14 protein-coding genes and 1 pseudogene are annotated in these 14,961 nt (G+C 45.2%); 11 read left to right on the forward strand and 4 right to left on the reverse strand.

Annotated elements, in window-relative coordinates:
• The first annotated feature begins 102 nt into the window (after positions 1-102).
• Both catA and E5Y90_RS03920 read left to right on the forward strand, forming a co-directional pair.
• Positions 103-1,022: pseudogene (gene catA, locus E5Y90_RS03915) on the forward strand (catechol 1,2-dioxygenase).
• A 711-nt stretch (positions 1,023-1,733) separates the two neighbouring features.
• The gene (locus E5Y90_RS03920) at positions 1,734-2,096 is read left to right on the forward strand and encodes a YidH family protein (protein WP_151206512.1); all 363 of its coding nucleotides are present in this window, start codon (positions 1,734-1,736) and stop codon (positions 2,094-2,096) included.
• Positions 2,097-2,120: 24 nt separating this feature from the next.
• Here E5Y90_RS03920 and E5Y90_RS03925 read toward each other — a convergent pair whose 3' ends face one another.
• Positions 2,121-2,429 carry an ArsR/SmtB family transcription factor gene (locus tag E5Y90_RS03925; RefSeq protein WP_151206510.1) on the reverse strand — a complete coding sequence of 103 codons (309 nt, stop codon included), beginning with the start codon at positions 2,427-2,429 and terminating at the stop codon, positions 2,121-2,123.
• A gap of 115 nt (positions 2,430-2,544) precedes the next feature.
• Between E5Y90_RS03925 and E5Y90_RS03930 the strand changes: the two genes are divergently transcribed.
• From E5Y90_RS03930 to E5Y90_RS03940, 3 genes are read left to right on the forward strand one after another with little or no spacing between them, the layout of a single operon-like run.
• Entirely contained in the window at positions 2,545-2,961 is a 417-nt protein-coding gene (locus E5Y90_RS03930) for a YeeE/YedE family protein (protein WP_174659463.1), read from the forward strand.
• A 1-nt stretch (position 2,962) separates the two neighbouring features.
• The gene (locus E5Y90_RS03935; RefSeq protein WP_151204253.1) at positions 2,963-3,379 is read left to right on the forward strand and encodes a YeeE/YedE family protein; all 417 of its coding nucleotides are present in this window, start codon (positions 2,963-2,965) and stop codon (positions 3,377-3,379) included.
• 2 nt (positions 3,380-3,381) lie between these two features.
• Positions 3,382-4,254 (forward strand): MBL fold metallo-hydrolase, encoded by an 873-nt coding sequence (locus E5Y90_RS03940; protein ID WP_174659464.1) that lies wholly within the window; start codon positions 3,382-3,384, stop codon positions 4,252-4,254.
• Positions 4,255-4,559: 305 nt separating this feature from the next.
• Here the strand turns inward: E5Y90_RS03940 and E5Y90_RS03945 are convergent, their stop codons facing one another.
• The gene (locus tag E5Y90_RS03945; protein WP_174659465.1) at positions 4,560-5,057 is read right to left on the reverse strand and encodes a Dps family protein; all 498 of its coding nucleotides are present in this window, start codon (positions 5,055-5,057) and stop codon (positions 4,560-4,562) included.
• Between the two features lie 636 nt (positions 5,058-5,693).
• Here E5Y90_RS03945 and katE point away from each other — a divergent pair.
• The 6 genes from katE to E5Y90_RS03975 all read left to right on the forward strand — a co-directional run bounded on the left by katE (position 5,694) and on the right by E5Y90_RS03975 (position 12,542).
• A complete protein-coding gene (gene katE / locus E5Y90_RS03950) occupies positions 5,694-7,814 on the forward strand; it encodes a catalase HPII (protein ID WP_174659466.1) in 2,121 nt (706 codons plus the stop codon).
• 198 nt (positions 7,815-8,012) lie between these two features.
• On the forward strand, positions 8,013-8,999 hold the full coding sequence (locus E5Y90_RS03955; RefSeq protein ID WP_174659467.1) for an acyl-CoA dehydrogenase family protein: 987 nt from the start codon (positions 8,013-8,015) through the stop codon (positions 8,997-8,999).
• The gene (locus E5Y90_RS03960; RefSeq protein ID WP_174659468.1) at positions 8,987-9,772 is read left to right on the forward strand and encodes a PIG-L deacetylase family protein; all 786 of its coding nucleotides are present in this window, start codon (positions 8,987-8,989) and stop codon (positions 9,770-9,772) included. Before E5Y90_RS03955 ends, E5Y90_RS03960 begins: the two co-directional genes overlap by 13 nt.
• On the forward strand, positions 9,762-10,376 hold the full coding sequence (locus E5Y90_RS03965) for a class I SAM-dependent DNA methyltransferase (RefSeq protein ID WP_174659469.1): 615 nt from the start codon (positions 9,762-9,764) through the stop codon (positions 10,374-10,376). Before E5Y90_RS03960 ends, E5Y90_RS03965 begins: the two co-directional genes overlap by 11 nt.
• Positions 10,373-11,086 (forward strand): glycosyltransferase, encoded by a 714-nt coding sequence (locus tag E5Y90_RS03970; protein ID WP_174659470.1) that lies wholly within the window; start codon positions 10,373-10,375, stop codon positions 11,084-11,086. The genes E5Y90_RS03965 and E5Y90_RS03970 overlap by 4 nt, the downstream gene beginning before the upstream one ends.
• 205 nt (positions 11,087-11,291) lie before the next feature.
• Positions 11,292-12,542, forward strand: a complete 1,251-nt coding sequence (locus E5Y90_RS03975; RefSeq protein WP_174659471.1) for an MFS transporter — start codon at positions 11,292-11,294, stop codon at positions 12,540-12,542.
• A gap of 27 nt (positions 12,543-12,569) precedes the next feature.
• Here E5Y90_RS03975 and E5Y90_RS03980 read toward each other — a convergent pair whose 3' ends face one another.
• A complete protein-coding gene (locus E5Y90_RS03980) occupies positions 12,570-14,003 on the reverse strand; it encodes an alpha,alpha-trehalose-phosphate synthase (UDP-forming) (protein WP_174659472.1) in 1,434 nt (477 codons plus the stop codon).
• Positions 13,960-14,841 carry a trehalose-phosphatase gene (gene otsB / locus E5Y90_RS03985; RefSeq protein ID WP_373688399.1) on the reverse strand — a complete coding sequence of 294 codons (882 nt, stop codon included), beginning with the start codon at positions 14,839-14,841 and terminating at the stop codon, positions 13,960-13,962. Before otsB ends, E5Y90_RS03980 begins: the two co-directional genes overlap by 44 nt.
• Between the last annotated feature and the right edge of the window lie 120 nt (positions 14,842-14,961).

Genomic DNA, 14,961 nt, shown 5'->3' on the forward strand with positions numbered 1-14,961 from the left:
GATGGGGATGCAGAACCAGCTGAAGTATTGACCTTTTATAAAGACTATCACCGTGCCAAGGGCAAACAGGCACTGGCCAAAGCAAGAACTAAGGAGAGTGAGATGAATCGTCAAGAGATTGATGCTTTAGTGAAAAAATGAATGTAGCGACTGCCACCGGCCCTGTCGATTCACGTGTGCAACAAATAGTCGTGCGTTTGCTGGCAGACTTATTTCAAGCCATTGAAGATTTAGATATTCAAGCCTCTGAAGTCTGGAAAGGCCTGGAATATTTAACCGATGCAGGGAAAGCCAATGAACTGGGCTTACTCGCTGCCGGTTTGGGACTAGAACATTATCTGGATTTACGTGCCGATCAGGCGGATGCTAAGGCCGGGGTGACAGGGGGCACACCACGTACGATTGAAGGGCCACTTTATGTAGCAGGTGCGCCTGAATCGGTCGGGTTTGCCCGTATGGATGATGGTTCAGAGTCTCATCAGATTGATACTCTTATTATTGAAGGGACAGTGAGTGATACTGAAGGCAATATCATTGAAAATGCCAAAGTAGAAATCTGGCATGCTAACGGTTTAGGCAACTACTCATTCTTTGATAAATCACAGTCTGAATTTAACTTGCGCCGGACTATTTTTAGCGATACTGAAGGGAAGTATGTGGCACAAACCACGATGCCTGTAGGCTATGGCTGTCCACCCCAAGGCACCACGCAAGCCTTGCTGAACAAGCTCGGACGCCATGGCAATCGACCCTCCCATGTGCATTATTTTGTTTCTGCACCGGGTTTCCGTAAATTAACCACGCAGTTTAATATTGAGGGTGACCAGTACTTGTGGGATGACTTTGCCTTTGCGACCCGTGAGGGGCTGGTTGCTAGTGCCGTTGAGGTGACAGATCCTGCTGAAATTCAGCGTCGTGGTTTAGATCAGGCATTCCAATACATCCGTTTTAATGTTGAATTGGTGAAAGATATGCAGGATGCGCCATCGACTAAGGTGGAACGTCGTCGTGCTAGTGCCTGAACGCAAGGAATCAAAAAAAACAGCCAACGGGCTGTTTTTTTACCCCCAGCACATAGTATGGAATATACCGATTGTTTAACTGCAAGTTGTGAACAAAAACTGGAGGATTCCGAGTTACTTGAAGAAGCATCTCAAGCAGATTATAGGATCAGGGAATTTTGCACAATTCTGACTTGAAGCACTGCACAAAGCTAATCATCAGCAACGGAGGCGAAACACAATTGAGACCAGAGCAGCCCTAAGCATTAGCCTGTTTTTAATTAAGAACAGATATCCAGAAAATGCATCTAAATCTGAGCAAAACTGGGTATGAATTAAAACATACAAAAAAGATTATCGGTTTTTCTAATCAAAATATACCATTAACAATTAACCGGAGATGCCATCGCGAACCAGCCCCTATAAGCTTTTGATGATTCCTGTACTGCTGGTGGCGGACAGCAGCAAGGTGTCGCCTTTTTGCGGGCCTTACTTAATGGTTCATGCTGCCTCGTTACTGCCAGATGAGCCGACCCAGAAATCTGCGCAAACCGCAGCAGACATATTCGAGCTGTTTTGCAAGTACATCGCAAGCGAGACTATGCGGTACTATGGGTAACACATGATCCATGGCTGTCTGTCCCCTTGTGAGCGCACCATCCGGCTGGTCGATGGACGGATGGAAAGCGATACCCGAGCTGAGCCAGTTCAGGAAATAGAGGAGGAATAAATATGTCAAACCTACAGGATCCGCGGGTTTTATTTGCTTTAGAACGCACCGCTCTGGCTTGGAACCGTAGTGGTCTGGCCTTAATTGCTTTTGGTTTCGTGATTGAAAAATCTAATCTCTTGGTTCAGTTGATTGATCCAGTTCACTATCAGCATAAAATTGTTTATACAGAATGGCTAGGGATTGCTGTGATTGTCTTTGGCCTGCTGGTCAATATCGGCTCGATTTTACAATATCGCACAGGTCTCAAATCGCTTAATCCTGCTGAATTTATTGAAGGCTATCAAACCCGGCAGCCGGTCTGGTTGAATTTATTTACCATCTTTACCGGTATCTTACTGATTATTTCCTTCTGGATTCATTAAAAATGTCTTCACCGGATGCGGGCATTAAACGGCGCAATACAACTGATAGAGCGTCTGCATAATCACCAGCACGTTAGGGTCGGAGACCTGATAAAAAATCTGTTTACCTTCACGACGGGTATTCACGATGTTATTTTTGCGCAAGACCGTGAGCTGCTGTGACAGGGTCGGCTGATGAATATCGGTAGATTCCTCGATTTGCTGTACATTCAGCTCGCCATCGACCAGCACACATAAAATTCTCAACCGGTCAGGATTGGACAGGACTTTTAAGCAGTTGGTCACTGTATCTACCTGAGAAAAATCAATTTTGGCATTTTGTGCGATATTCATGGAAATAGCTTGTGCTCCTCTACAGCAGCGTATTTACAGAATAATAGCATAGAAAGCTTGATTAATATCTAATTTTATATAATATAAAAATATATATTGAATTGGTAGGCGTGTTATGCATGATTTTCTGATCGCGTTTCTCGGCGGCTTGATGCTCGGAGTTTCGGTGGTGGGCTATTTGTATGTGAATGGCCGTATTGCCGGCATTAGTGGCCTGATTAGTCAGGTATTAAATCCTCAAACCCTGTTTAAAACACCGGCCCTCTGGTTTATGTCGGGCTTGGTGCTTACCCCATTCCTGTACGGATTATTTGTCCAGCCTGATATTGAACTGAATGCCAGCCCACTGATGATGATCATTGCGGGTTTGCTGGTTGGCTTTGGAACGCGATTGGGTTCAGGCTGTACCAGTGGGCATGGGATCTGTGGAATCAGCCGTCTGTCCAGACGTTCTATCATTGCCACACTGACTTTTATGTTTGCTGGTTTTGTGATCGTTTATATCATTCGCCATGTTACAGGAGCATTTTAAAATGAAAAATATCTTGGCCTTTGTTTTTGGTGCCCTGTTCTCTGTTGGATTGATGCTGTCTGGCATGTCCAATCCGGAAAAAGTACTCGATTTTCTGGACGTGTTTGGTGACTGGGATGCTAGTCTGGCTTTTGTTATGATGGGTGCAATTGCAGTCGCTTTTATTCCTTTTCAGAAAGCAGTTAGAAGCCAGGCTCCAAAAACTATTTTTAATGAACCGATTGATTTGCCGAAAAATCAGCAGATTGATCCCAAACTAATCTCTGGCAGTTTACTCTTCGGTATAGGATGGGGCATTGCAGGCGTATGTCCGGCACCCAGTTTTACCCTGATTGGTCTGGGACATTATCAGATACTTTATTTTATTGTTGCGATGATGCTGGGTGTATGGATTCATCGTAAATGGGCAGGAGCTTAAATATGTCTAACAGACCCGTCGTCCAGGATTTTTTTCATGAAGATACCAATACCTTCAGTTATGTGGTGAGTGATCCTGCAACGCAAAGCTGCGCCATTATTGATAGTGTGCTGGATTATGATGCCGCTTCGGCCAGCACCGCAACCACGCATGCCGATCAGATTATTGCCTATGTCAGGGCGCATGGATTAAGCGTCGAGTGGATTCTGGAAACCCATGTGCATGCCGATCATCTGACTGCTGCGCAGTATCTGAAAGCAGAGTTGGGCGGCAAGATTGCCATGAGCCAAAAAATTGGCATTGTGCAGGACACCTTTGGGGCCATCTATCATCTGGATATTAAACAGTTCAATGCCCAGCAGCTCTTTGATTACTTATTTAAAGATCATGAGTCGTTCCAGATCGGAACACTGCAAGCCTACAATATTCCGACACCGGGACATACACCGGCCTGTCTGAGCTATGTAATTGGGGATGCAGTCTTTGTGGGGGACACGCTGTTTATGCCGGATTATGGAACCGCACGTTGTGATTTTCCGCGTGGCAGTGCAGAAATACTGTTTGATTCGGTGCAAAGGCTGTATCAGCTTCCAGAAAATACCCGAATGTTTCTGTGCCATGACTATTTGCCTGAAACACGCCAGTCCTATCACTGTGAAACCGATATTCGGACCCAGAAAACCCAGAATATCCATATTCATGAGGGCACGCCTAAGGCTGAATTCGTACAGATGCGTAATCAGCGAGATGCCGGGTTGAGTATGCCCAAGCTGATTCTGCCAGCGATCCAGATCAATATGAAAGCCGGGCAGTTTCCTGAGGCAGAAGCCAATGGCGTGTCTTACTTAAAATTGCCCCTGAACTATTTTAAATAAAGCGGGTAGAGCTGGACGATTATCTGCACTGATGCTCGCACGGCTAAGTGCCTGACTGAAGATTGCCTTATCCCTGCATAAGGTATTTTTTATTTTTGGTATGGTTGGGCCAGACTATTTTATTGCAGATTTTTCGATAAGAAGCTTTTGCAGCGTACTCAACAGATAGAGATTTTTATTGTCCTGCTTTGATTTGCCCAGTCAACAAGACTAAAAAAAACCCGAATGATGACATTCGGGTGTTTGGAAAATGGATAATTCTTAGGGTTTATAGTTTTTAAATTATTTATAAATAGGGGCTGTGCTTAGCCTAAGGTACTTCTGAGCATCCATGCCGTTTTTTCGTGCACATCCAGACGTTGAGTCAGTAAATCAGCAGTTGGTTGGTCATTGACTTCATCTACCACTGAAAATAGCTCTCTGGCGGTACGTGCAGTGGTTTCATGCGCTGTCACCAGATACTTGAGCATCTGCTCTGCGTTGGGGACGCCCTCAACTTCCTGGATCGAAGTCAGTTTGACAAATTCTTTATATGTTCCCGGTGCCGCAAAACCCAGCGCACGAATCCTTTCTGCAATCTGGTCTAGCGCATTCCACTGCTCGGTATATTGCGTCATAAACATAGTATGCAGGCTGTTAAATTGCGGACCGATCACATTCCAGTGAAAATTGTGTGTCATCAAATACAATGTATAGCTATCTGCCAGCAGTTTGGATAAGCCTTCTACAATTTTGGCACGGTCAGCTTCGGAGATACCAATATCAATCTTCATGATCTGTGCATCTGTGTTTGAAGAACCCATAATGTGACTCCTTAAAAAAAATCTAAATATCTATTTTTATCAACTGTTCACTTTCTTACTGATTTAAGCCCTCAATGGGCTGAGTCCGCTCGATCAAAAGCGTCTGAAACCGCTTATCACCACAGGATTAGCACGGGCTGTATAACTTAAGTTACGCCATCCCATAAATTTTATAGGAATGAAGAACTTAAAGTTTAGGTCTTGTGTATAGCCTAAGAGTAAGATTGTAACCGCAGTTATTTTAATATTTTAAATTCAACTAAAACAAAGGCTTAATCTCTATGTGAATAACTCCAAACTTGCAGTTTAAGCCGACTTTCTTGCTTGATCTTGGGGTGTATTAAAAAAATAACACAACAACGCCTTTATTAAACAATGCACTACAAAGAGTCATCACTCTGATTTTATAAATACCGTTAAGGTAGGGAGCAAAGGCGAAGTCGATAAGAAAACGATCTAAAGTTTAAGGATACTATCAAAAAAAACTGAGGCTTAGCACAATTGACTCAGCCCAGCAGCGATAGCAGACCTCCGGAATTTTTTATTGAACCCGCCGCCTATTGAACCAGACTCAAGCAAATTTGAGATAGAACCAAGAATACTTTCATTAAACTCGATCTCGGCAAGGAAAAAATCATGAAAATCAAGGCGAACAGCCCAATAGCAGCGACAGGCAGTTTAGATAAGCAAAATACCAATAAGAAAAGTGAGCAACTGGATGTATATCGTAGTGATGCGACAGAACAGACACTCACGACCAATCAGGGGGTGAAAATCTCTGACAATCAGAACAGTCTGAAAGCCGGTGTTCGCGGCGCAACGCTCATGGAAGATTTTATTCTGCGTGAGAAAATCACCCATTTCGACCATGAGCGTATCCCGGAGCGGATTGTGCATGCACGTGGTGTTGGAGCGCACGGTTTTTTTGAAGCTTATCCCGGCAATGACAAATGGACTAAGGCCGGATTTTTGACCCGTACTGACGTACAGACACCAGTTTTTGTACGTTTTTCTACGGTACAGGGGCCACGTGGTTCCGCGGATACAGTACGTGATATTCGTGGTTTTGCCACCAAGTTCTATACCGATGAAGGCAATTATGATCTGGTGGCAAATAATGCTCCGGTATTTTTTATTCAGGACGGTATCAAGTTTCCAGACTTTGTACATGCCATGAAGCCGGAACAGCAAACTGAAATACCAACCGGTGCTACGGCCCACGATACCTTCTGGGACTTCGTTTCTCTGGTTCCTGAAACGGCCCATGCGGTGATGTGGGCCATGTCCGACCGGGCAATTCCACGCAGCTTGCGTTCGATGCAGGGTTTTGGTGTGCATACTTTCCGGCTGATTAATGCTGAAAATAAAGCTGTCTTTGTCAAATTCCACTGGACACCGAAGCAGGGCATGACGCAGTTGGTCTGGGATGAAGCACAAAAGCTGGCAGGAAAAGACCCGGACTTTCATCGTCGTGACTTGTATGAAGCCATTGCTTCAGGAAACTATCCTGAGTGGGAGCTTGGGGTGCAAATCGTGGCTGAAGAAGATGAAATGAAGTTTGATTTTGACCTGCTGGACCCGACCAAAATCATCCCGGAAGAGTTAGTGCCAGTAACTCCACTTGGCCGTATGGTACTCAACCGTAATGTAGATTATTTCTTCGGCGAGACTGAACAGGTGACCTTCTGTCCCGGACATGTGGTACCAGGAATTGATTTTACCAACGACCCACTGCTGCAAGCGCGTCTATTTTCTTATACCGATACCCAGTTAAGTCGTCTGGGTGGTCCGAATTTCCACCAGATTCCAATTAACAAGCCGGTCTGCCCATTTCATAATAACCAGCGAGATGGCTTGCATCAGCGTATTGTCTATAGTGGCCAGGCCAATTATGAGCCAAACTCAATTGATAACAACTGGCCAGCCGAAGCAGCGGGCGCGCAGGCTGGTGGCTTTGAAAGCTATCAGGAGCGTATTGACGGTCATAAAATCCGTCAGCGTAGCCCATCTTTTAATGACCACTTTAGTCATGCGCGTATTTTCTACCAAAGCCAGCAGCCACATGAACAGAAGCATATTGTAGATGCCTATGTGTTTGAGCTGAGTAAAGTCCAGCGTAAACATATTCAGGAACGTGAAGTACTGGATGTGCTGTGCAATATTGACTTGTCTTTGGCCCAGCAGGTCGCAGACCAGCTAGGTATCGAGATTCCAGCCGAGAAAAAGGCGGCTAAACTGCCAGAGGTGGTGGTTTCCAAGCGCCTGTCTTTTGAGGCTTTTAAACCACAAGACATCAAGGGTCGAAAAATTGCCATTCTGGCTCATGATCAGGCCAATGAAGCCAGTATTAAGGCAGTTCAAGCCTGGGCAGAATCAGAAAGTGCGGTGGCTGATGTCCTTACTCCACGCTCAGGCCCGGTACTTAGCCAGCAGGGTGCAGTCATTCCTTCAGATGGCATGCAAAAAGCAGAACCTTCGATTGCCTACGATGCTGTGGTGATTGTCGATGGCGATAATCATGACATGGTGTTAAAAGATGGAGTCGCCACACACTATCTGCTTGAGGCATATAAGCATCTTAAGCCGGTGGTTTTCCTGGGTGATAAAGACCAGCTGATCGAAGAGCTGCGGTTGAGCCGTGATGAAGGCACTTTGGTAAGTGCACAGTTTGAAAAGGTACAAGATCAATTTAAAACTTTAATCATGAACCATCGTGTGTGGATGCGTGAAGCGATTGCAGAAACTATTCCTGCATAACTTTACAGGGAATAGAAGCCCCGGCTTCTATTCCCTGTTTCGCAAGGGCTGAGTGAGGAGGTAGAGCAGGATTTATAGGGTTAAACAGAATCATTGAACAATGATTGAGGTGATGCCTGTGTAAAACCTAGAGACAGTACAGCCCTTTGCTTGTTGGAGAGGATGCTGACCCGATTTCCATTTTGAGGAAGAATCTACATGAACCTCGGTTCAATATTAGAAAAATTTAAACATTCATCTTTAGAACTCGAAGAAAGTATTCACCATACCTTAAAGGAATTGGTACAGTTTTCTGAACAGATTCCTTTGCCTGCCTCGGGCGATACCTTAAAACGCTGGCAAATTCTGGCTGAAGTTTCTGCGACCAACTTAAGCCTGGGCAAACTGTTTGAGTCCCATCTGGATGCGCTGGCTATTTTACATGAACTTCATATTCCGGCAGATTCCGGGCGGCTCTGGGCAATCTGGGCTGCAGAAGGCGGACCTCAACCGCTGCAACTGGAACAGGGCAAATTAAGTGGAAGCAAGCCTTGGTGTTCAGCCGCAGCCTGGGTAGATTCCGCCTTGGTCACTTGTCGAAATGAACATCATCAGTCGCAGCTCCTGATTCTGGATATGTTGCAACCCGGTATTCATTATCATCAGCAGCATTGGCATGCAGTCGGAATGCAGCATACCGGCACCAGCCGTCTTGAATTGGATCAGGTTGCGGTACAAGCAGTCGCAGCACCGCATGCTTATCTGGAGCGCGCCGGATTCTGGCATGGTGCAGCAGGGGTGGCAGCATGCTGGTATGGGGCCACCGTCGCTGTGGCTCAGTATTTAAAACAGGGCGTATTAAACCGGCCCCATCTTTATACAGCCATGTATTTGGGCGAGGTCAGTCGTGAGCTCTTGGCAACGCGTGCCATGTTCCATCAAGTGGCACAGCAGATTGACCAGTATCCCGAACAGTCTCATGAACTGAAAGTTCGCAGCCTGCGCGCCCAAGTCGAGGCAAGTACACTTCATGTGCTGAACACGGTAGGCAAAGCGCTAGGTGCGACGCCGTTTTGTGAAAATGCTCATTTCGCCCGTCTGGTTGCAGATCTTCCGGTGTTTATCAGGCAAAGTCATGCGGCGTTTGATCTGGAGCGTATCGGTGAACTGAGTGCACAGGAGGAACAGACCTTATGGCAACTCTAGTTCATGAGATCGTAGGAGACCGGGTAATTCACGGAGAGGGGACGCCTAAAGAGCAATGGCTGTCCTGCCCGATCTTGCAGCAGCTTGCTGCATTCGATATTCAGGCCATAGTTCCTATGAGGTCACGGGTCTGTATTATTGCACCACATCCGGATGATGAAATTCTGGGGTGTGGCGGTCTGATTCAGCGCCTGGATCAGGCCGGGTATCTGGTTACGATTTTTGCAGTGACCAATGGCACTGCCAGTCATCCTGATTCCAGTCTTTATAGCCCGGCGCAACTCGATCAGATTCGGCCACATGAAACACGGCAAGCCTTAGCAGCACTAAAGTTGCAGCAGCATGTCGAACGAATTGCACTACAAATTCCGGATGGAGAAGTAATTGAACAGCGTGAACTGCTCAAGCAGCGTCTAAAAGCACAACTACAGCCCCATGATGTACTGGTGACGACCTTTATTCATGACGGACATCCTGATCATGAAGGGACTGCGCAGGTGATACAGGATTTGGCGACAGAATTGCAGCAGCCTTGTATACAGGTGCTGATCTGGGCATGGCACTGGGCCCAGCCGGGTGATGCACGGATAAACTGGAAAATTGCCCATAAACTTCAGCTTAGTGCTACCGAATTAAGTCATAAGCGACGAGCCGCGCAATGTTTTAAGAGTCAGCTGGAAATGGACCCGACGACTGGACAGCCGCCTATCCTATCCGGTCATGCGCTGCAACGTCTTTTACAACCATGGGAGGTCTATCTGTATGAACAGTAAATTGACCTATCAGCAGGAATATTTCGATCGTCTCTATCGTATTAATCAGGGTGATCCCTGGCACTATGAACAGCGTTGGTATGAACAGCGCAAACGCCAGATTTGTCTGGCCATTTTACCCCAGCCATCTTTTGATTCGGCGATTGAAATTGGTTGTAGCAACGGCGTATTTGCACAGGAACTGGCGCAGCGCAGTAAGGAGCTGGTCTGTCTGGATGCGCATGCCACGGCGGTTGAGATGGCTCGGCAACGGTTGCGGTCTTATGAACATGTTAATGTACAGCAAGGCATCATCCCGTTGGACTTGCCAAAGCGGAAGTTCCAGCTCATTGTGGTGAGTGAAATTTTATATTATCTGGACCCGCATAGTCTGGAACAGGTACTACAATGGTTACATGAGGCGCTCGACGCTGGGGGCTGTCTTTTGGCCTGTCATTGGCGCGCCCCGATTGTCGACTTTCATTTTAATGGCGATGTCATCCATGCGTATTTAAAAGAAAACTTGCAATATCGTCAGGTATTACATCTGGAAGAAGCTGATTTTCTGGTCGATCTGTGGGTAAATGCCGCTCAATCCGTGGCAGAGCAAGAGGGCTTGAAATGAAAAAGATCGGTGTGGTCATTCCTGCTTGCAATGAGGAAGCTTATATTGAACGCTGTTTATTGGCCTTAAAAACAGCCCAACTTGAATTTTTTCAATCGCTTGAATCAGTGGAAAGTCTATTTGAGATTAAGATTTTAGTCGTCTTAGACACTTGTACCGATCAGACTGCGCAAAAAGTCCAGAAAATGGCGGTTGAAAGCATCCAGTGTGATTTTCAGTGTGTAGGCAAAACCCGTCATTTAGGCATCCAGCAACTTATTGCTCAAGGCTGTGATTGGATCTGCTGCACCGATGCAGACTCTCGAGTGCAGCCGGACTGGTTTAAAGTCATGTTAGAGCATCAACCCACTGAGGTGATTTGCGGAGTAGTCGAGCTGGATGAGTGGGATCATTTGAGTCCGGGAACCCGTTTTAAGTACTTGAACCATTATCAGAATAGAATGAATCATCACCATGTTCATGGTGCAAATTTATGTTTTAAATCAGATGTATATATAAAAAACCAAGGCTTTGAACAGCTGGCTTGCCATGAAGATGTAGAGTTCATTCAGCGTCTGGAACGGGCAAATGTCCAGATCACCTGGTCTAACCGTTTAAGAGTGCTGACCAGTAGTCGTTTGAACTCAAAAGTGACAGAAGGCTTTGCCAGTTTCTTGCAAAATTTAGAGACTCAGGAGACAGTCGAAAAACCGATCATTGTTTACAAATAAAACAATAAAATTATAAAATTTATACAATCAAACACTTGTAAGAAAATATTAAAAAATCTGTTTTCTGCCTATTTTATTTCATTTCATTTTATATATAATTCACGCAAATTAAGCCCTACTTACTTATACCTCCAAGCTATAAGTAGGTGGGGTTTTTCTATGGATGCTCGGTAATGGATGCCTGAATTTTCTTTGGAACAACATCATGTTAAATCCAACTTTACGTGCTCGACTTCAGTCTCCATCACCCTATCTATGGCAAAAGATTGCAACGGCTTTATGTTTTTTCAGTCTGGGTTTTAGTACGGCAGCGTGGGCACCGCTTATTCCTTATGCCCAGCAGCGTCTTTTTCTGAATCATGCAGATTTTGGCTTATTATTGCTGTGCGCGGGCATTGGTTCAATGCTGGCTATGCCACTGGCGGGGCGTTTGGCAAATAAATTTGGCTGTCGTCCGGTTTTAGCAGTCATTCTTGCAGCATTCCTGTTTATTTTACCGGCTTTGGCAGTCAGTCCAAGCACTCTGATTATGGCAATCAGTCTATTTTTCTTTGGTGCCAGTGCTGGTGCGCTGGGGGTAACGGTCAACCTTCAGGCTGCTCAAATTGAAAAATACGTGGGTAAAAGCCTGATGTCTGGTTTCCATGGCGTATGCAGTTTGGGTGGTCTGGCAGGTGTGCTGGGGATGACGACTTTAATGGGATTCGGCCTGCTGCCTTTAATGGGTGCGGTAACTATCAGTATAATTTTGCTGCTTATTACCGTGGTCGCTATTCCATTTTGCCTGGGTCGTCCTGCACCAGCAATGAAGGAAGATATAACTGAAACTGCGCATGAAGTAACTAAAAAATCACGTCCAACCTGGGCCATTCTCGGTATTGGTCTGATCTGTTTTGTGGCTTTTCTTTCCGAAGGGGCGGCCATGGACTGGAGCGGAATTTATTTGGCGACCGAGTTCAGCTTGCCAGCTGCACAAACCGGCTTGGCTTATAGCTTTTTCGCTGCCTTGATGGTGCTGGGGCGTTTTAGCGGACATTTGTTCATTCAGTTTTTAGGTGAGAAAACCACGATTCTGTTGAGTGCATTGCTGGCAGCAACAGGTTTATTCATTGTGGTATTTGCACCTGTCTGGCCTATGGTGCTGGTGGGTTATGCGGTGTTAGGACTGGGCAGTGCCAATATTGTTCCCTTGATGTTTTCACGTGCAGGCCGTCAAAAGACTTTGGCCTCCCACGTGGCTTTGTCTTATGTATCAGTCTTTGCTTATACCGGCTCATTAATTGGACCGGCTCTGGTGGGTTTTGGGAGTGAAATAGTCGGTTTAAGTGTGGTCTTTACTGTGGTGGCCTTCGGCCTGTTAAGTATTGTCATCCTGAACCATCTGACTGCGGATCAACAACTTGTAGAACAGCCAGAAGCAGCTCTGCCTGTACTGGAAAATGAAACACCAGCATAAAGCTGGTGTTTTTTTACGGTGCAGCGATTAGCCATGTACACTGAACTGGGTCGAAATCCCCGCAGCCAGCGGACGGTAAATTCGCAAACTTTGGGCTTTTTTTAGATCGGTCAGGAACTGATCACGCCAGCGCATAATGTCGAAGTTTTTAAGACCTTGCTGCAAATAACGATAACGCTCTATACGTTCTGATTTAGACATCCGTAAGGCTTTTTTTAATGCCTTATTCATGCTGTCATGATCATAAGGATCGACCAGTAAAGCCTCTTTCATCTGCTCGGCAGCGCCCGCATATTTGGACAGGATCAGTACGCCCGGATCTTTCGGATCCTGAGCGGCAATATATTCTTTCGCCACCAGATTCATCCCATCCCGGATGGAGTTTACCCAGCAAATATCAGCATGTCGGTATAAGTGCATCAGGCTTTCATGACCGAGCGTATTAAAACTACACTCAAAAGGCAGCCAGTCTGCTGAACCATGTTGCTGATTTAATTGCTCTACAGCGGACTGGAACTGTTGATACAGGTTTTGATAGGTTTTTACATCCAGCCGGCAAGGGCAGGCAATCTGTAGCTGCTGGAATTGGCCTTTAAACTCCGGTTGATCTTCCAGCAAGCTTTGCAAGGCGCCAATTTTTTCCATTAAACCTTTACTATAGTCAATTCGGTCAACTGAGATAATAGTTTTATAAGGTTGCGTTTCAGTCAAGTGGAATGGAAGTTCCGTCTGCTGACTGGCTGCCGCCTGTTTCTGAATTTGTACCGGATGCACGCCAATTGGATAACATTTCACATTAATCCGTCTAGATTGATAATTTAGAATCTCATCATTGCGGTGCCCAAGATGCAGCATCTGTTCCAGAAAATGAATACAGTTCATCTGGTCACGCGGGGTCTGGAAGCCGAGCACGTCGTAATTTGCCAGATGATGGGCCAAATCCCGATGAGGAGGAAGCGTCTGCCAGAGTTTCAATTCCGGAAATGGAATATGCAAAAAGAAACCAATCCGGTTACGCATGCCGAGCTTGCGACAATAATGTGCCACACTGAGAAAATGATAATCATGAATCCAGATGATGTCATGTGGCGAGGCAATCTGTTTCAGGTGTTTGGCAAAACGTAAATTTACCTCTTTATATATCTTGAAATCCTGAGGCTGATAATCTACCAGTTGATGCTGATCATGCATCAGTGGCCACAAGGCATTATTGGCAAAACCACAATAAAATCCCTGATACTGGGACTCAGTCAATGGACTGGTATGATATTCGACATTCTGAAACTTCTGAATCTGAAATTTTTGCTCCTTGACCTGTTCAGTTCTTGAACCGTTCCAGCCTACCCAGATTCCGCCGATATCCTGCAAAGCATCCTGCAATGCGACAGCCAATCCACCAGCTTTCATGTTATCTGGGTTAGGTAGATTCACACGATTTGATAACACGATGAGTTTTGACATGTGATTTCTCCGATAATTGTTGTTCTTGTGCTTTGAGTGATGTTAAAAATATTTCCAGAAAAGCCTGCACTTGGGACACATTTTCTAATCTGTATTGCGCCGCGGTTACTCCGCTGCCGACTTTAATGGAACAGCCCTTCAATGCGTTAATGGCCTGAAAACCGGCTTCGTCGGTCAGGTCATCGCCGATAAAAATGGGATAAGCAGTGGGGGAGTGATATTGCTGCATGATCTGCTGAATGGCTGAGCCTTTGTTTGCACCTTGAGGTACAAGTTCAAAGACATATTTGCCAGGTTTCAGCTCAAACTCTGGAAACTGAGACAGGCAGTTTAAAGCCAGTGTATGTGCTGCCTGTTCCATGTCCGGATGTTCACGAAAATGGAGGGCAACGGAATAGCGTTTAACTTCAATTCTCAGTTGGGCAAGCTGCCGTGCATGAGTTTGAATATAGTCTTTTAATTGTTGAAGCCGTTCTGGATTTAATTGAATTAACGTTTTTAATTCAGACTGATATCTTAATTCCAGGCCATGTGAACCTGCGATATTCCATTTAAATAGATGGATAAGATTTTGCGCCTGTATAATAGAACGGCCAGTAACTAATATAAGGGTGAGGTAGGTTTGTAATTGTTTAAGTAAATCTATAATTTCACTACTAATAATACTTTTTTCTGGATCAGGGTTAAACTCAGATATTGTTCCATCAATATCAAGAAATAAAACCAAGTCTTGAGAATAAATCTCTGATGGGCAAGTATTTATAATCGTATTTGGCGACATATAAAAAGAAGCTTCAGATGAATCTTCTATAACTTGCTCCGAATGCTTGAACATTATAAATCTGCCTAAGTAATTGATATAGGGTTAAATAAATATTAAATTTTGACTTGGTTGGTTTTTGATCTTCTAGATTTATAACATATTATTTTTATTGATTCGGTCTTCAATGCAGAAACG

Origin of the sequence: Acinetobacter sp. 10FS3-1 (assembly GCF_013343215.1) — a bacterium.
GTDB classification, from domain to species: domain Bacteria; phylum Pseudomonadota; class Gammaproteobacteria; order Pseudomonadales; family Moraxellaceae; genus Acinetobacter; species Acinetobacter lwoffii_C.